The sequence below is a fragment of the Sulfitobacter sediminis genome (assembly GCF_040811725.1).
GTDB classification, from domain to species: domain Bacteria; phylum Pseudomonadota; class Alphaproteobacteria; order Rhodobacterales; family Rhodobacteraceae; genus Sulfitobacter; species Sulfitobacter sediminis.
This window is the reverse complement of sequence record NZ_JBFNXX010000003.1, coordinates 19,253-33,834: the sequence shown is the minus strand read 5'-3', so window position 1 is coordinate 33,834 and position 14,582 is coordinate 19,253. Positions and strand designations below refer to the sequence as shown.

Below are 14,582 nucleotides of genomic sequence, written 5' to 3'. Positions count from 1 at the left end.
CCCTTTGCCGGGAAGGTCTGGCAAAAGCAGTCAAACAGGCAGGCAGTCATGAAAATCAAGCTAGCGGGGCTGGTGCTCTGCACGTTTCTTGTTGGGTGCGGCAGCGGCGAGGCGCCCTTCGGCGGCGATGCGACGCAGGACCCGGACGCAACCCCGGAAGACGGCGGCACGATCGACAGCGACCGGTCGATCCCGCCGGGCACGGCCTCGCCCTCGCCCGATACGACGATTTTCCGCAAGGAGGCGCAGGACGGCACCAGCGGCAACGGCTTTGCCGAGGGCGTGCGGTATAATTCCGAGGACGATACCTTTACCGTGGACAACCTGCCGTTCGACGGTGGCGACGACACCCCCTACATCCGGGGCGTGGCGGTGGGCAGCCTGGGGGACTACGCGGTTTACGAGGCGGTGGACACCTATCCGGATTCGCTCAACGGCTCGACAATCAGCCAGTTCCGGCACCGTGCGATCTATGGGGTCAGCCGGTCGGGCAATACCGAGTTCGCGATCATCCGCACGGGCGATTACGTCAACTACGGCTTTGGCGGTTTCGTTTACGAGCGCAACGGCACGGTCTCGCTGCCGACCACGGGTCAGGCGCTTTACGACGGTAAAGGCGCGGGGCTGCGGGATTACACCAACCGGGGCGGGCTGGAATACTCCACCTCGGACGTGCAGATCGCCATCGACTTTGACGATTTCAACGCCGACACGGGACGCTTCGAGGGGGCGGTTGACGGTTTCGTCTTCAACCGCCGGGTGTTCGACCTTGCGGGCAACGAGATCACCAATGACATCATCGGTCGAATCAACGCGGGCAACAACGCCTCTCTGACGGCGATCCCCACGGCAGTCTTTACCATTTCCACCAATGCTTTGGACAACAACGGCGAGATCGTCGGCACCCTGGGGTCGCGCTTTGCTAACAATTCCGGCAATGCGGTGACCTACGAAACGGGCCAGTACTATGGCATCATTTCGGGGGACGAAGCGGAAGAACTGGTCGGGATCATCGTGCTTGAATCCACCGTCGATCCGTCGGCCGAGAGCGTGCGCGACACCACCGGTTTCGTCATCTACAGGGAACCCCGCTAGGCATGATCGCCGGGCTTTCGCGCCTCGCAGCCGGAGCCGCCCTTTGCATCTGCTGTCAATGGGCGACTGCCGAGGCCCAGACCACCCTTGCGCCAGACGAGCTGCGCGCGGCGGCCACGGTTGCCCTGCGGGGCAGCGATGCGCCGACCGCGCGCGCCTATGCAGAGGCGCTGGTGGCGCGTGACCCGGATGATCTGAATGCGCATCTGATCCTTGCCCGCGCCGCGCGGGACATGGGGGACATCCCCCCTGCCCGCGAAGCCGCCCGCGCCGCGTGGCACCTGGCCGACACCGATGCGGAGCGCTATTCGGCGGCGCTCATCACGGCGCAGGTACTGTCGTCGGATGGCAAGCGCACCCGCGCGCAGCTTTGGCTGCGCCGGGCGGCGCAATATGCGCCCAACGATCTGTTGCGCGAGCGGGCCAAGCGCGATTTCCGCTATGTGCGGATGCGCAATCCCTGGCAGACGGACCTGACCTTTACCTTTGCACCCAATTCCAACATCAACAACGGCTCGGCGCGGGACCGGTCGCGGCTGAATTACGTGATCTCGGAATTGCTGTTCGGCGAGCCTATCGAGTTCGACCTTGACGATGCCGCACAGGCGATCTCGGGGATCGAGATCGGCGGATCGATGCGCACGCGCTACCGTTTCCATCAGACGCCGGACACGGCCCATGACGCCAAGCTGTCGCTCAGCTACCGGACCTTTCAAATCACCGACGACCTCGCCGACGACAGCATCACCGGGTCGGATTTCGCCTTTGGTGCGCTGGCGGCGGGTTACGGATATCGCCGGCTAAACCTTGAGCGGAAGGGCGAGTTCGCCTTTGACGTGGAGGGCGGGCAGACGTGGTATTCGGGGTCGCGCTATGCGTCATATCTGCGGGGACAGGCGCAGCAGTCCTGGCAGGTGAGCCCAAGCCAGAAGTTTCGCTTTGGCGGTGAGTTGGAGCGGCAGTGGGGTCAGGCAACGCCGGATCTGGATACCGTCGAGCTGTCGGCGAGCGTCACACAGGGCTTTGCCTCGGGCAATTCGGGTTATCTTGGTATCTTCGCCAAGGCGACGACGTCGCCCGATCCGACCTCGGAGTATACCGAGGTGACGCTGCGCACCGGGCTTGCGCTGAGCAAGCCGATCTTTGGGGCCTCGGTACAATTCGGCCTTGGGGCAAGCTGGCGCGATTATGACATCAGCCGGGATTCGCCGGACGGGCGGCAGGACAACCGGATTTTCGCCGATGTGACGGCGACCTTCACGCAGATCGACTATTACGGATTCAACCCGAGTGTGACGCTGTCGGCCTCGAGCACGGACAGCAACATCGGGCTATACGATGTGAACCGCGTGGGTCTGAACATTGGGATACGGTCGTCGTTCTGACGTTTCGTGATCCGTTGGCGTAGCGGCGCATTTTTCGAAAAATGCGGGGCGGAAAATTCGAATTTTCCGGGGCGGACTTTCTGAAAAGTCCGCCGGGCGGCACCTCGCCGTCACGCTTCGGTGAGGCGCTGGTATCCGGGCGCGGGCATGCTAGGTTCGGGGTCAGACAAATCACCAAGGAGCCCCATCATGCCGATCAAGTACCTGCACACCATGGTGCGTGTGAAAGACCTCGAGAAATCCATCGCCTTCTACGAGCTGCTGGGCCTCAAGGAACGGCGCCGGATGGAGAACGAACAGGGGCGGTTCACGCTGGTCTTTTTGTGCCCGCCGGGCATGGACGATGGCCATTCGGATGTGGAGCTGACCTATAACTGGGACGGCGACGATGGCCTGCCCTCGGACAGCCGCCACTTCGGGCATCTCGCCTATACGGTCGAGAACATCTACGAGACCTGCCAGCACCTCATGGACAATGGCGTGACGATCAACCGCCCGCCCCGCGACGGGCGCATGGCCTTCGTACGCTCGCCCGACAATATCTCGATCGAGCTTCTGAACGAGGGCGGCGCGCGCGAGCCGCAGGAGCCCTGGGCCAGCATGGAGAACACCGGGCATTGGTAAGAGCGGCGGCAGCGCTGGTTCTGGCACTGGCCGCGCCTGCGGGGGCGGCGGAGTGCCGGTTGGCGTTGCTGCTGGGGCTGGATATTTCCAGCTCGGTCGATGCGGCCGAGGATGCCTTACAGCGCGGGGGCATGGCCCGCGCGCTCTTGGCCGAGACGGTGGAGACGGCGTTTTTCGCCTCGGGCACGCCGGTGGCGCTGGGGGTGTTCGAGTGGTCGGGGCGGTATAACCAGGAGGTGATCCTCGACTGGACGCTGATCGAGAACCGCGCGGAATTGCAGCGGGCCTCGGACGCCATCGGGGCAAGCAGGCGCAGCTACAACGAATTTCCCACGGCCATGGGCGAGGCGCTGATCTTTGCGGAAGCGATGTTGGCCCGCGCGCCCGACTGCTGGCAGCGGACCATCGACATCGCGGGCGACGGGGAGAACAACGAGGGGCCGGGGCCGCAGGCGGTATACGCCTCCTTTCCCGCGTTTCGGGAGATCACGGTGAACGGGCTGGTCATCGTCAATGCTGCCGATTTCCAGACGCCGCACCGGCTGAACCAGTTCTATGCCGAGCAGGTGCTGCATGGCGACGGGGCCTTCATGATCGAGGCGAACGGGTTTAACGACTACGAACGGGCGATGCGCGACAAGCTGGAGCGGGAATTGAGCGTGACGGTGATCGGCCGCGCGGAGGGGCCGGGATGATCCGTGCTTTGACCTTTGCCCTGCTGATCGCCCTGCCCGGCGCGGGTTTTGCCAATTGCCGTCTGGCGCTGTTGCTGGCGCTGGATGTGTCCAGTTCCGTCGATCCGGCGGAGGACCGGTTGCAGCGCGGGGGCGTGGTGGCGGCGCTGACGGCACCGGAGGTGGTGGAGGCGTTCTTTGCCTCGGATCAGCCGGTGGCGCTGTCGGTTTATGAATGGTCGGGGCGGTATCAGCAGGATGTGCTGCTGCACTGGACGATGATCGACGGCGAGGCGGCGCTGGTGGCGGCGGCGGAAAGGGTGGCGGCGAGTGTGCGGAGACACTCCGACTACCCCACGGCCATGGGTCACGCGCTGGGACGCGGCGCGCGGTTTTTCGAGGAAGGGCCCGACTGCGCGCGCAAGACGCTGGACATGGCGGGGGACGGGCAGAACAACGAGGGGTTCGGGCCGCAGCAGGCCTATGGCGCCTTTCCCTTCGACGACATCACCGTGAACGGGCTGGTGGTGAACGCGGGGGATTTCGAGGGGGAGATCGGGCTTATTGCCTTTTACCGCGCCGAGGTGCTGCACGGGCCGGGAGCGTTTCTGGAGATCGCCAACGGCTTTGCGGATTACGAGCGCGCGATGCGGCGCAAGCTGGTGCGGGAGCTGAGCCCAGCGGTGATCGGCAGTCTGACTGGCGACAAAGGGCCGGGCAGATGATCCGCGTAGCGGCCCTTGCGCTTGTTCTGGGTCTTGGTGCCGGGTCGGCGCAGGCCGAATGCCGGCAGGCGCTGGCGCTGGCGCTGGATGTGTCGGGCTCGGTCGATGCGCGGGAGTACCGGCTGCAGATGGGGGGCGTGGCGGCGGCGCTGGATGACGCGCGGGTGCGGGACAAGCTGATGGCAATGCCCTCTGCCCCAGTGCGGCTGATGATCTACGAATGGTCTGGGCCTGCGGATCAGGCGATCATCATCCCCTGGACGACCATCGACAGCGAGGCGACGCTGGACGGGGTGATCGCCACCTTGCAGGCGACCGAGCGGCGCGATGCGACGCCGGGTACGGCCCTGGGGGTCGCGATGATCGAAGGCGCGCGGCACCTGCGCCAGCAGGCGGAATGCTGGAAGCGGACGCTGGATATTTCGGGCGACGGCAAGTCCAACCTTGGCCCCAGGCCCCGCGAGGTGAAGGAACGTGTCGCCGCCAGCGGCATCACGGTCAACGCGCTGGTGATCGGCATCGACAACCCCGGCATGGGCGACATCCGCCAATCCGATATCGGCGAGCTGTCCTCCTACTTCCGTGCGGAGGTGATCGTTGGGCCGGAGGCCTTTGTCCTGACCGCGCTGGGATTTGCGGACTACGCACGCGCCATGACGGAAAAGCTGATCCGGGAGCTGGACGGACTGGTGCTCTCGCGGCTGTGAAGGGCGTCACGGGATCGTGCGTGGGATGTGAAGCGCGGCCCTGCTAGATCGGTCGCGTTCACCATGAAACGAGGCCGCCATGCACGCTTTCTCCCGCCGCTCCTTTCTGCTTTCTTCGGGTTCTGCCCTCATCGCCGTTGCCGTGATCCCGCCCGCCAGCGCCGGGTCCTCCCGCGTGTCGACCGATGCCAAGGGCCGGGCCATCAGGGGCTACGATACGCGTGCCTACTGGCGCGAGGCCGCGGCCGAGGAAGGGACCGACGCGCATACGGTCACCTGGAACGGCGCGATCTGGCGTTTTGCAAGCCCGGCGGAGGCCGAGCTTTTCGCCAGCGACCCCGGAGCCTATGCGCCACGCTTCGGCGGGTTTTGCACGCGGGCGATGTCGTTGAAGAAGGTGGTGGATTCCGACCCGACGGTCTGGCGCATCTTTGATGGGGGTCTGTACCTCTTTGCCCAGCCGCGCGGGGGCGAGAAGTTCGATGGCAACGAGGCTGAGATGATCGCCAGGGCGCAGGCGTTCTGGGATACGCTGGACTGATATTTGCGGTTTCGGTCCGGACAGTTCAGCGGTGCTCTTATGAACACGAAGAGCCCCCGGCTTGCGCTGGAGGCTTTCGGGTGATGCGCCAAGTGGTCAGGCGCTGAAGGGCGCGCCCGCAAGAACGAGCAGGACGACGGCGGCAACCGACATGATCGCCGTGGTGCGCAGGCGGGTGCCAATGTCGTCGTTCCGGTCCTCTTTGTAGGGGCGCGATTTTCTCGGTGCGGCGATGCGCTCGATGTTTTGCAGATAAGCTTCGTGTTCGATGACATTGGGGTGTTTCATGGCTGGGCTCCTGTTGATGAAGTGATGGGAGCAGCCTGCCAGAGCCGGGGAGAGACCGGGTAGTGCAGGAAGTGAAGCAAGGCCGGTACAGATTATGAACTGGATCGACGCGGGCAGGCTTTGCTAGCTTTTGGGCAGCAAGGAGTAAGGCCCATGAAATCGAAACCCTATGGCATCGTTTGCCCGATCACCCACGCCTGCGAAATCCTTGAGCCGCGCTGGACGATCCCGATCCTGTCAGAGATGTGGGGCGGGTCGAGCCGGTTCAACGACATCAAGCGGGGCGTCGGTAACATTTCCCCCGCGCTGCTATCGAAGCGGCTGAAAGAGCTTGAGGAACATGGCCTGATCGAGCGGATCGAAGACCCTGCCACCGGTGCGGTGGATTACATCCGCACGCAGCGCGCGATTGATCTTGAGCCGGCGCTGGACGCTTTGGGGAAATGGGCGCAGTGCAATATCGAGGCGCGGGTGGCGCTGGAAGATACGGATGTGTCCACGCTGATGTGGCACATGCGCAAACTCATCGAGACGGAGGCGCTGCCCAAGCGGCAGGTCGTGATCCAGTTCCGCTTCAGCGATCCGGGGCTGGATTACGACACCTACTGGGTTCTCTATCGCCCCGGACTGCCGCTGGAAATCTGTTCGACGATCCCCGGCTTCGATGTCGATCTTTATGTCGAGACCGACAGCGTGTCGCTCAGTTCGATCCTGCTGAGCCGGACGACCATCGCGCGCGAGCTGGATGAAGGGCGGCTGTTCCTGAGTGGCGATGCGCTTTTGGCGCGGACCATGGACCGGTGGCTTTACCACCGGGAAAAGGAAGACCCCCGCAAGGTGCGCAAGCTTGAATCCATGGCAGGCTGATGGCGCCCAGTGCGCGCGTCGCCGATTTCAGTAGATATAGCGGATCTGGTCGGTCCAGTACCGCTCCATCCGCTTGAGCGAGACGGTGATTTCGCTGATCCCGTCCGGACCCAGCACGCCCTTGGCCATGAGGCCGTCGGCGTGGCGGGCGAAAAGCTCGCCCACGATGGCGCGTATCTTGCGGCCCTTCTCGGTCAGGCGCACGCGGACCGAACGGCGGTCGATCTCGCAGCGCTGGTGGTGCATGTAGCCCATTTCGACCAGTTTCTTGAGGTTGTAGCTGACATTGCTGCCCTGGTAGTAGCCGCGGCTTTTGAGTTCGCCGGCGGTGACCTCGTGATCGCCGATGTTGAAGAGTAACAGCGCCTGGACGGCGTTGATTTCCAGCACACCGACGCGTTCGAATTCGTCTTTCACCACGTCCAGCAGCAGGCGGTGCAACCGTTCGACCAGCGACAGCGCCTCGAGGTAGCCGACCATGAAATCCTTGCTGCGCGGGTTTCGGTTGACGGGTTCCTGAATGCTCATCTGAAGTCTCCGACTCGATCCGTTGCGAGGGAAACTGAAGAAAAAATCAGAATATTTCGTTAAACCCAGCGTTTAGGTCGCGAAGCTCGATCGTGGCGGTCAACCCGGCTGCGCGGCGTAGAGGGCCTGCACGTCCGCGATCATGGCCGCAAAGCGGTCGGGGGGTGCCACCTGGCCCGTCACCCACTGGTAAAGATCGTGGTCGTTCTCGTTCAGCAGCAGGTCGTAGAGGCCAAGCGTCGCGTCGTCCATCTGCGCCAGCCGGGCGGCGGCGTAGGCGGAAAGGATCAGGTCCATTTCCTTGATCCCCCGCCGCATGGAGCGCATCTGCAGCCGCTTGAGCGTATGTTCGCGGGGCTCAGACACGCAGGGGTTCCTCAGCGAGGGTGCGCATCCGCTTTTCGAGACGACCCATCGCCTCGGCATTCGAGAGCATCTCGGCGCGCAGGCTGCGCATCTCGGCCAGGATGGTCTTGACCTCCTCGGTCGGCGCGGTCTCATCATCAAGCGGCGCTTCGATCCCCTCGCCCTCGCCGGTCATCAGCCACATCATTGATACGTTCAAAAGCCCCGCCAGCATCGACAGCCGGTTCGCGCGGGGCTCGGACAGGTCGTTTTCCCAGGCCCGCAGCGTGGCGAGACGCACACCGATGCGCTTGGCCAGTTGTCCCTGGGTCATGCCCGCGTTTTCCCTTGCGGCGGCGACACGGTCACCAAAGGTTGCCGCGTCGGGTCCGTACCAGTCTGTCTGTTGCGTCATCCTTGCGTTCTCCTTGATTGACCAGAACCGATCGCGCTTGATCGGGTCGGGGGTGCCCACTAAGAGTGTGGGGAACCCATAACCGCCAGAGGCCCCCAATGGAATTGCTCTCAGCGACACTTGACCGTGTCAAACCGTCCCCGACCATCGCAGTGACTACAAAAGCGGCAGAACTCAAGGCCGCGGGCCGGGATATCATCGGTCTTGGCGCGGGCGAGCCGGATTTCGATACGCCCCAGAACATCAAGGACGCCGCCATTGCCGCGATTGCCTCTGGCAAGACCAAATATACCGCCGTCGACGGAATTCCAGAGCTGAAGCAGGCGATCTGTGCCAAATTCAAGCGCGACAACGGGCTGGAGTACAAACCATCGCAGGTCAGTGTCGGCACCGGGGGTAAACAAGTCCTTTACAACGCGCTGATGGCGACGCTGAACGAAGGCGACGAGGTGGTGATCCCGGCACCCTACTGGGTGAGCTATCCCGATATGGTGCTTTTGGCGGGTGGCACGCCGGTGATCGCGGAGGCGTCGATCCAGACCGGATTCAAGCTGACCGCCGACCAGCTGGAGGCGGCGATCACCGACCGTACGAAGTGGCTGATCTTCAACTCGCCTTCGAACCCGACGGGGGCGGGATATTCCTGGGACGAATTGAAAGAGCTGACCGATGTGCTGATGCGCCACCCGCATGTCTGGGTGATGAGCGACGACATGTACGAGCACCTCGTCTACGACGATTTCAAGTTCTGCACGCCTGCGCAGGTGGAACCGGGGCTTTACGACCGGACGCTCACGGTGAACGGTGTCTCGAAAGCCTATGCCATGACCGGCTGGCGGATCGGTTACGCCGCGGGGCCCGAAAAGCTGATCGGTGCGATGCGCAAGGTGCAGTCGCAGTCGACCTCGAACCCCTGCACGATCAGCCAGTGGGCGGCGGTCGAGGCGCTGAACGGCACCCAGGATTTCATCGCGCCCAACAACGAGATGTTCGTGCGGCGGCGCAACCTCGTGGTGGAGATGCTGAATGCCGCAGAAGGCATCAGCTGCCCGGTGCCCGACGGGGCATTCTACGTCTACCCGTCCATCGCGGGTCTGATCGGCAAGACCTCGAAGGGCGGCACGAAGATCACGGATGACGAGGCATTCGCCACCGCCCTGCTGGAGGAAACCGGCGTAGCGGTGGTCTTTGGTGCCGCATTCGGACTTTCCCCGAACTTCCGGGTCAGCTACGCTACCTCAGACGAGGCCCTTAAGGAGGCCTGCACACGTATTCAGACCTTTTGTGCGGGGCTGACCTGATAGGATAAACGCCATGTCGGCGGAACTGCCGGAATATTACTTCAGGGTGCGCGAGAACGGCGCGGTCGTGTTTCGGGTGGACACCGAGAACCGGCAGCGCCGGATCGAGATGGACCAGATCGCCGTGGTCAACATCAAGAACGGCGAGGTGAAACCCCACGGGGACCGCAACCTCACCGAAGAAGACCGCGCCGCCATCGCCCAATGGATGGAGGCGCGAGTCGATCTCCTTGCCAGGCGCGACATCGACGACATCCTGCGCGCGGTGGATCACCTGAACCTGACGACGCAATGGGCCCAGTCCCGTGCCTCGGACGAACAGCTCGATGCGGTGACGGATCAGCTTTTGCTTGCCATGCACGACCTGCGAAGCACGCTGGTGCGCAAGAAGGCCGACCGCATTCTCAAGAAATAGCCACGCCGGGTTACCGCTGTCGGTGCGCCCCCGCAGCACCTGCCCTGTCCGGACAGCGAAGAAGCATGTCAGGGCTGAGGGGCGGGAGCCCCGCGCAGGGTTTTCAACGTCACGCCCCAGAACCGCGCGTTCAGCAGCACCGCCGCGACGCCGAGACCGATGACCAGCCCCGCCCAGACGCCGATCCCCTCCCAGTCCAGCCAGAAACCCAACAGGTAAGAGCACGGCACGCCCACGACCCAGTAACTGAAAGCGGCCATCCACATCGGCACGGCGGTGTCCTGCGCCCCGCGCAGCAGCCCCAGCGCGATGGCCTGCGCGCCGTCGACGAGCTGAAACAGCGCGGCCATCACCAGCAGCCCCGTGCCAATGGCAAGGATTTCCGCCCGCGCCGGCTCGTCCCGCTGCATGAAAAGCGAAATCAGGGGCTCGGGAAAGAGCACGAAAGCCGCGATCGTCAGCGCCGCGAAAACCGCCGACATCACCGTCACCGTCAGGGCGCCCCGCGCCATCGACTCCCGGTCGCGGCGGCCAAAGGCGCTGCCCGCGCGGATCGTCGCCGCATTGCTGAGGCCGAGGTGGACCATGAAGGTGATCGAGGCGAGCTGCACCGCGATCCCGTGGGCCGCCAGCGGCACGGTGCCGAGCCAGCCCATCATCATCGCCGAGGCGGCGAAAAGGCCGACCTCGCTGAGCGACGTCAGGCTGATGGGCCAGCCCAGGCGGAAGACTCGCGCCAGCATCTGCCGGTCGGGCCGCCACAGGCGCAGGAACAGCTGGTGTTGCGGCACAACCCGCAGGATGTAGAGCACCACACCGACAAGCGAGACGGTCTGCGTCACCACCGAGGCGATGGCCGCACCCACCACCCCCAGCGCAGGGGCGCCCCAGTTGCCGAAGATGAAGGCATAATTCGCGCCCGCGTTCACCAGTGCCGCCGCCAGCGTGATCCAGAGCACGACCTGCGTGCGCTCCAGTGCCGCCAGGTAGGACTTCAGCACCATGAGCAGAAGCGCCGGGATCACCCCCCAGCCCGCAACCGAGAGATACCGTGCCGCCTCTGACGCGAGGGCATCCCCCTGCCCCAGCTGGCGCAGGATCGGCCCTGAGAAGATCATCAGGGGCAGCGCCAGCAGGCCAAAGCCCAGCGACAGCCAGAGCCCCATGCGGGTTGCGCGGCGAATGCCGGTCTCGTCCCCCTCGGCGGCGAAGGCCGCCACCATGGGCATCACCGCCCAGGCAAAGCCGGAACCGAAGATGAAGAGCACGAAGAAATAGGTGCTGCCCAGTGTCACCGCTGCCAGCGCCTCGACCGAGAACCAGCCGACCATGACGGTGTCGGTCACGCCGATGGCCACCTGGCCCAGGTGCCCACCGATGAGCGGCAGGCCGAGCCCGAGGGTGGCGCGCGCGTGGCCGCGGTATGTCATTGCCGGTTGCATGACCCCGCCTTACGCCCGCCCCGCCCCGAGGGAAAGGGGGTCTGGCACCGCCGGGCTGTCATCCGGTCGAAGAAGCTTGCCCTTGCGGCCCGGCCCCGTCAGTCTGGCCGGGAACCCGCTGGCAAGGAGACCGGGATGGAGCCCACGCGTACCGAATTCGTCACGCTTGAGGGAGAGAATTTCTTTGTCCGGCATTGGGGCGACGAGGGATTGTCGCCGCTCCTGCTGTTGCACGGGTTTCCCGAATACGGCGGGGCGTGGTCCGAACTCGCGCCGCTGCTTGCAGAACGGTTCCACTGCATCGCCCCCGACCAGCGCGGGTTCGGGCAAAGCTGGGCACCGGCGGAGGTGTCGGCGTATACGGGCTCGAAGCTGGTTTCAGACATGGCGGCGCTGATCGGTGAAGGCCCGGTGACGGTGCTGGGGCACGACTGGGGCGCGGCTGTGGCCTACGGGCTGGCGATGTTCCGGCCCGCGCTGGTGGACCGGCTGATCATTATGAACGGCGTGCACCCGGTGCCCTTCCAGCGGGCGCTGGCGGCAGGCGGTGCGCAGACGGCGGCCTCGCAATATATCCACTACCTGCGGGCAGAGGGATCGGAGGACAGACTGGCGGGGGATGGGTTTGCCAAGCTGACGGCACTGTTCTCCGCCCATATGGATCTCAGCTGGATGGATGACGAAACACGCGCGGCTTACGTCACCGAATGGGCGCGGCCGGGAAGGATGCGGGGGATGGTGAACTGGTACCGTGCCTCGCCGCTGGTGGTGGGCAAGCCCGGGGAGCCCGTGACCGACCTGCCGGAACTGCCCTTGGATAAGCTTCGGGTGCGCTGCCCGCACCTGCTGATCTGGGGGGCGGAAGATACGGCGCTCTTGCCCGAGGCCACCGCGGGGCTGGAGGAATTCGCGGCTGATTTGACCCGGGTGGAGATCGCGAGGGCGGATCACTGGCTGCACCATCAGAAGCCGCGGGAGGTGGCGGCGGTCATATTGGACTGGCTGGATTGATCGGTTGGCGGTTGCGTGGTAGCTTAGCGGAATTACTGCAGCATATTTTTTGCGCCACTCTTTTTTGAAAGTCATCCCATGCTTCCAGCCGCCCGCCTGCTCGACACAGTGACCCATGACATGCTTGTTCCGAGCGGTATGGTTTCCGCCCCTACGCCCGGACGTCTTCCGACCGTCATCATCGAGAACCAGCCGGCTGCCCGCATTGGCGATCTGGTGGCCTGTACAGGTGCCATCTCGGCCGGTATCGTGCATCCGCCTCCGCCCGCACCGGTACCGATTATCTTGGGTAACTTCACGGTTGTGACAGAAAATTCACCGCAGGCGCGCTGGGTTATGGATACGGCAGGCTGTGGAACGTTCCTTGGGGATTCGAAGCTGATTCCAACCCGGAAGACCCTGATCGGGGTCTGACGCAGGCGGCTGCGACCCTATTATCCTGAACTGGTTTACCGGCGCTGCCCTGGATGGGGTTTTCGATCAGGCGACGGGTCGTCAGGCGAATTTTGCGGCGGGGGAACCCTGCCCTACGCGTGGGACCAATCGTCAGGATCGTCGGAATTGCCGGGGCTGAGGCCGATGATATCGCCCTCGGTCCAACAGCCGAGGCCCAGAACGGTGCGGTTGGCGTAGGCGAAATAGGCGGTGACCTGGTTGATCTCGAGAATCTCGCCGTCGGACCATCCGGCCATGCGGAGCGCTTCGACGTCCATTTCGGCCATGTCCTGCGGCGTGCGCGTGAGCCTTTCGGCATAGCGCATCGCGGCATGATGTTTCGCCTCGAGCGGCGTGGCGGCGATGTCGCGGGCGTCGATGCCTGCGCGGATCGCCTCGGCCCGCGCGTCGTCTTTCAGCAGGCGTTTCAGCCCGGCAAAGTGATGGGCGACGCAGTAGTCGCAGGCGTTGAGGGCGGAGACCCAGACGCCCAGTGTTTCGAGGAACCACTTGGGGATCTCGTTGTCGCGGTGGTGCAGGACGTTCTTGTAGATCGCCATGTGCCCCTCCATCGAATGGGGGCGCAGGGAGTGCATCATCATGATGTTGTCGACGTTGTTGCCGGGGCCGGTGACACGCTCGTAGAGCGCGCGCAGCTTGCCGGTCGCGGCGTCGAAGGGGATGGTGGTGATCCAGGGCATGGGCGGGTCCTCTTTTACAGCAGAGTGACGCTAAGTTGCGAGAGAGACAACGATTTACGGCAATTTCCACGGTTTCGTGGTGTTCTGTCTTGGAAAGCTTGGAGAGAAATCGTATATTTAAATGTACATTTTGGAGCGCACACCGATGAACAAAATCTACGCCAACCAGATTGCCACCATGACCGAGATGCGCGAGCCGCAGAAGGTGCTGGACCGCGCGGGCGGCAAGCCCGTGGCGATCATGAAGAATTCGCGCTGCGTGGGTTATTTCGTGCCGGTCGAGGCGACGCTGGAGGAAGAACCGCGTTATGCGACGATGGAAGAGGTGATGGACAGCCTTGAGCGCACCCGTGCGCAGGCCCAACCGGTTCTAGACTACCTGAAGGACAAATGAGCTACGTTCTTCTCGACGCGGTACTCGTCGAAGTGATCCACGACAATGTGCTCAATCCCGGTGAATTGCAGGGAATGGCGGGAAACAAGTCCCTTGAAGGTGCTTTGGCGCGGGTGGACAACCGCCTGGTGTACGGAATGGTCGGCGATATTTTCGATCTGGCCGCTGCTTACGCGGTTGCGGTGGCGACAGGGCATGTGTTCAACGACGCCAACAAGCGGACGGCATATCGCTGCATGCTGGCTTGTATCGACCTCAATGGGCATGCGATCAGCCATGACACCGTGGAAGCAGGCGACATCATCCGCGAGGTTGCCCAGCGAAAGATGGATGAGGAAGACCTTGCCGCCTGGTTACGGCGCAAGGCTGTGGAGTAGGGCTGCTTTGATACGCGCAATGGCCCCTGCCCTGCTAGTCTGTGGCGCGCGGACAGGATAGAATCCAATAGATCACGCAAAGGTAGAGCGATGCCGATCCCCAAGGAATGGAAAGAACGGCTGCGTCGCGCCCGCGACTGGGTGCGGACCCGTGTGCCGTTCGGGCTGCGCACGGTGCTGGGGCTTTTGCTGATCGTGGGCGGCGTCTTTGGGTTCCTGCCGATCTTGGGGTTCTGGATGATCCCGCTGGGGCTCGCGGTGATCGCCATCGACATCGATGTGCTGTGGAAGTGGCTGAACGGGCGACATTGA

At 63.8% G+C, this 14,582-nt stretch carries 21 protein-coding genes; 15 read left to right on the top strand and 6 right to left on the bottom strand.

Translation table 11 applies throughout. The features are described from left to right. The first annotated feature begins 48 nt into the window (after positions 1 to 48). The 7 genes from AB2B41_RS04650 to AB2B41_RS04620 all read left to right on the top strand — a co-directional run bounded on the left by AB2B41_RS04650 (position 49) and on the right by AB2B41_RS04620 (position 5,751). Positions 49 to 1,095: a hypothetical protein gene (locus AB2B41_RS04650; RefSeq protein ID WP_367876586.1), complete on the top strand. Its 1,047-nt coding sequence runs from the start codon at positions 49 to 51 to the stop codon at positions 1,093 to 1,095. 2 nt (positions 1,096 to 1,097) lie between these two features. After that, positions 1,098 to 2,480: a surface lipoprotein assembly modifier gene (locus tag AB2B41_RS04645; protein ID WP_367876585.1), complete on the top strand. Its 1,383-nt coding sequence runs from the start codon at positions 1,098 to 1,100 to the stop codon at positions 2,478 to 2,480. Between the two features lie 189 nt (positions 2,481 to 2,669). Continuing rightward, positions 2,670 to 3,104 carry a VOC family protein gene (locus AB2B41_RS04640; protein WP_367876584.1) on the top strand — a complete coding sequence of 145 codons (435 nt, stop codon included), beginning with the start codon at positions 2,670 to 2,672 and terminating at the stop codon, positions 3,102 to 3,104. Next, a complete protein-coding gene (locus tag AB2B41_RS04635) occupies positions 3,098 to 3,799 on the top strand; it encodes a DUF1194 domain-containing protein (RefSeq protein ID WP_367876583.1) in 702 nt (233 codons plus the stop codon). The genes AB2B41_RS04640 and AB2B41_RS04635 overlap by 7 nt, the downstream gene beginning before the upstream one ends. Then, the gene (locus AB2B41_RS04630) at positions 3,796 to 4,503 is read left to right on the top strand and encodes a DUF1194 domain-containing protein (protein WP_367876582.1); all 708 of its coding nucleotides are present in this window, start codon (positions 3,796 to 3,798) and stop codon (positions 4,501 to 4,503) included. The genes AB2B41_RS04635 and AB2B41_RS04630 overlap by 4 nt, the downstream gene beginning before the upstream one ends. After that, complete coding sequence (locus AB2B41_RS04625; protein ID WP_367876581.1) at positions 4,500 to 5,210, top strand: DUF1194 domain-containing protein; 711 nt, start codon at positions 4,500 to 4,502, stop codon at positions 5,208 to 5,210. The genes AB2B41_RS04630 and AB2B41_RS04625 overlap by 4 nt, the downstream gene beginning before the upstream one ends. Before the next feature lie 79 nt (positions 5,211 to 5,289). Then, positions 5,290 to 5,751 carry a YHS domain-containing (seleno)protein gene (locus AB2B41_RS04620; RefSeq protein ID WP_367876580.1) on the top strand — a complete coding sequence of 154 codons (462 nt, stop codon included), beginning with the start codon at positions 5,290 to 5,292 and terminating at the stop codon, positions 5,749 to 5,751. 96 nt (positions 5,752 to 5,847) lie between these two features. Here the strand turns inward: AB2B41_RS04620 and AB2B41_RS04615 are convergent, their stop codons facing one another. Then, a complete protein-coding gene (locus AB2B41_RS04615) occupies positions 5,848 to 6,039 on the bottom strand; it encodes a hypothetical protein (protein WP_367876579.1) in 192 nt (63 codons plus the stop codon). 153 nt (positions 6,040 to 6,192) lie between these two features. Between AB2B41_RS04615 and AB2B41_RS04610 the strand changes: the two genes are divergently transcribed. Continuing rightward, the gene (locus AB2B41_RS04610) at positions 6,193 to 6,906 is read left to right on the top strand and encodes a winged helix-turn-helix transcriptional regulator (protein WP_367876578.1); all 714 of its coding nucleotides are present in this window, start codon (positions 6,193 to 6,195) and stop codon (positions 6,904 to 6,906) included. A gap of 27 nt (positions 6,907 to 6,933) precedes the next feature. Here AB2B41_RS04610 and AB2B41_RS04605 read toward each other — a convergent pair whose 3' ends face one another. The 3 genes from AB2B41_RS04605 to AB2B41_RS04595 form a co-directional block, all read right to left on the bottom strand. Then, complete coding sequence (locus tag AB2B41_RS04605) at positions 6,934 to 7,434, bottom strand: MarR family winged helix-turn-helix transcriptional regulator (RefSeq protein ID WP_367876577.1); 501 nt, start codon at positions 7,432 to 7,434, stop codon at positions 6,934 to 6,936. A 99-nt stretch (positions 7,435 to 7,533) separates the two neighbouring features. Then, entirely contained in the window at positions 7,534 to 7,800 is a 267-nt protein-coding gene (locus AB2B41_RS04600; protein WP_367876576.1) for a succinate dehydrogenase assembly factor 2, read from the bottom strand. Beyond that, positions 7,793 to 8,194 carry a helix-turn-helix domain-containing protein gene (locus AB2B41_RS04595; RefSeq protein ID WP_367876575.1) on the bottom strand — a complete coding sequence of 134 codons (402 nt, stop codon included), beginning with the start codon at positions 8,192 to 8,194 and terminating at the stop codon, positions 7,793 to 7,795. Before AB2B41_RS04595 ends, AB2B41_RS04600 begins: the two co-directional genes overlap by 8 nt. Positions 8,195 to 8,292: 98 nt before the next feature. On the opposite strand from AB2B41_RS04595, the gene AB2B41_RS04590 reads away from it, so the two are divergent. Further along, positions 8,293 to 9,495, top strand: a complete 1,203-nt coding sequence (locus tag AB2B41_RS04590) for a pyridoxal phosphate-dependent aminotransferase (protein WP_367876574.1) — start codon at positions 8,293 to 8,295, stop codon at positions 9,493 to 9,495. Positions 9,496 to 9,508: 13 nt separating this feature from the next. Further along, positions 9,509 to 9,910, top strand: coding sequence for a hypothetical protein (locus AB2B41_RS04585; RefSeq protein ID WP_367876573.1), 402 nt, complete (start codon positions 9,509 to 9,511; stop codon positions 9,908 to 9,910). 68 nt (positions 9,911 to 9,978) lie between these two features. On the opposite strand, the gene AB2B41_RS04580 is transcribed toward AB2B41_RS04585, so the two are convergent. Then, positions 9,979 to 11,352, bottom strand: a complete 1,374-nt coding sequence (locus AB2B41_RS04580) for an MATE family efflux transporter (protein ID WP_367876572.1) — start codon at positions 11,350 to 11,352, stop codon at positions 9,979 to 9,981. 135 nt (positions 11,353 to 11,487) lie between these two features. On the opposite strand from AB2B41_RS04580, the gene AB2B41_RS04575 reads away from it, so the two are divergent. Both AB2B41_RS04575 and AB2B41_RS04570 read left to right on the top strand, forming a co-directional pair. Next, positions 11,488 to 12,363 (top strand): alpha/beta fold hydrolase, encoded by an 876-nt coding sequence (locus tag AB2B41_RS04575; RefSeq protein ID WP_367876571.1) that lies wholly within the window; start codon positions 11,488 to 11,490, stop codon positions 12,361 to 12,363. 78 nt (positions 12,364 to 12,441) lie between these two features. Beyond that, on the top strand, positions 12,442 to 12,777 hold the full coding sequence (locus tag AB2B41_RS04570) for a hypothetical protein (RefSeq protein ID WP_367876570.1): 336 nt from the start codon (positions 12,442 to 12,444) through the stop codon (positions 12,775 to 12,777). Positions 12,778 to 12,890: 113 nt separating this feature from the next. Here the strand turns inward: AB2B41_RS04570 and AB2B41_RS04565 are convergent, their stop codons facing one another. Next, positions 12,891 to 13,499 (bottom strand): carboxymuconolactone decarboxylase family protein, encoded by a 609-nt coding sequence (locus AB2B41_RS04565; protein WP_367876569.1) that lies wholly within the window; start codon positions 13,497 to 13,499, stop codon positions 12,891 to 12,893. 145 nt (positions 13,500 to 13,644) lie between these two features. Here AB2B41_RS04565 and AB2B41_RS04560 point away from each other — a divergent pair, with 145 nt between their 5' ends. The 3 genes from AB2B41_RS04560 (at position 13,645) to AB2B41_RS04550 (ending at position 14,582) form a co-directional block, all read left to right on the top strand. After that, positions 13,645 to 13,893: a hypothetical protein gene (locus AB2B41_RS04560; RefSeq protein WP_367876568.1), complete on the top strand. Its 249-nt coding sequence runs from the start codon at positions 13,645 to 13,647 to the stop codon at positions 13,891 to 13,893. Further along, on the top strand, positions 13,890 to 14,270 hold the full coding sequence (locus tag AB2B41_RS04555) for a type II toxin-antitoxin system death-on-curing family toxin (protein WP_367876567.1): 381 nt from the start codon (positions 13,890 to 13,892) through the stop codon (positions 14,268 to 14,270). The genes AB2B41_RS04560 and AB2B41_RS04555 overlap by 4 nt, the downstream gene beginning before the upstream one ends. A gap of 90 nt (positions 14,271 to 14,360) precedes the next feature. Further along, a complete protein-coding gene (locus tag AB2B41_RS04550; RefSeq protein ID WP_367876566.1) occupies positions 14,361 to 14,582 on the top strand; it encodes a hypothetical protein in 222 nt (73 codons plus the stop codon).

Bases quoted from the DNA above. Each gene is read 5' to 3' on its own strand.
- AB2B41_RS04570 (WP_367876570.1), top strand. From the start codon at position 12,442: ATGCTTCCAGCCGCCCGCCTGCTCGACACAGTGACCCATGACATGCTT.
- AB2B41_RS04590 (WP_367876574.1), top strand. From the start codon at position 8,293: ATGGAATTGCTCTCAGCGACACTTGACCGTGTCAAACCGTCCCCGACC.
- AB2B41_RS04565 (WP_367876569.1), bottom strand. From the start codon at position 13,499: ATGCCCTGGATCACCACCATCCCCTTCGACGCCGCGACCGGCAAGCTG.
- AB2B41_RS04585 (WP_367876573.1), top strand. From the start codon at position 9,509: ATGTCGGCGGAACTGCCGGAATATTACTTCAGGGTGCGCGAGAACGGC.
- AB2B41_RS04640 (WP_367876584.1), top strand. From the start codon at position 2,670: ATGCCGATCAAGTACCTGCACACCATGGTGCGTGTGAAAGACCTCGAG.
- AB2B41_RS04625 (WP_367876581.1), top strand. From the start codon at position 4,500: ATGATCCGCGTAGCGGCCCTTGCGCTTGTTCTGGGTCTTGGTGCCGGG.
- AB2B41_RS04550 (WP_367876566.1), top strand. From the start codon at position 14,361: ATGCCGATCCCCAAGGAATGGAAAGAACGGCTGCGTCGCGCCCGCGAC.
- AB2B41_RS04560 (WP_367876568.1), top strand. From the start codon at position 13,645: ATGAACAAAATCTACGCCAACCAGATTGCCACCATGACCGAGATGCGC.
- AB2B41_RS04630 (WP_367876582.1), top strand. From the start codon at position 3,796: ATGATCCGTGCTTTGACCTTTGCCCTGCTGATCGCCCTGCCCGGCGCG.
- AB2B41_RS04620 (WP_367876580.1), top strand. From the start codon at position 5,290: ATGCACGCTTTCTCCCGCCGCTCCTTTCTGCTTTCTTCGGGTTCTGCC.
- AB2B41_RS04645 (WP_367876585.1), top strand. From the start codon at position 1,098: ATGATCGCCGGGCTTTCGCGCCTCGCAGCCGGAGCCGCCCTTTGCATC.
- AB2B41_RS04615 (WP_367876579.1), bottom strand. From the start codon at position 6,039: ATGAAACACCCCAATGTCATCGAACACGAAGCTTATCTGCAAAACATC.
- AB2B41_RS04650 (WP_367876586.1), top strand. From the start codon at position 49: ATGAAAATCAAGCTAGCGGGGCTGGTGCTCTGCACGTTTCTTGTTGGG.
- AB2B41_RS04580 (WP_367876572.1), bottom strand. From the start codon at position 11,352: ATGCAACCGGCAATGACATACCGCGGCCACGCGCGCGCCACCCTCGGG.
- AB2B41_RS04605 (WP_367876577.1), bottom strand. From the start codon at position 7,434: ATGAGCATTCAGGAACCCGTCAACCGAAACCCGCGCAGCAAGGATTTC.
- AB2B41_RS04610 (WP_367876578.1), top strand. From the start codon at position 6,193: ATGAAATCGAAACCCTATGGCATCGTTTGCCCGATCACCCACGCCTGC.
- AB2B41_RS04575 (WP_367876571.1), top strand. From the start codon at position 11,488: ATGGAGCCCACGCGTACCGAATTCGTCACGCTTGAGGGAGAGAATTTC.
- AB2B41_RS04555 (WP_367876567.1), top strand. From the start codon at position 13,890: ATGAGCTACGTTCTTCTCGACGCGGTACTCGTCGAAGTGATCCACGAC.
- AB2B41_RS04595 (WP_367876575.1), bottom strand. From the start codon at position 8,194: ATGACGCAACAGACAGACTGGTACGGACCCGACGCGGCAACCTTTGGT.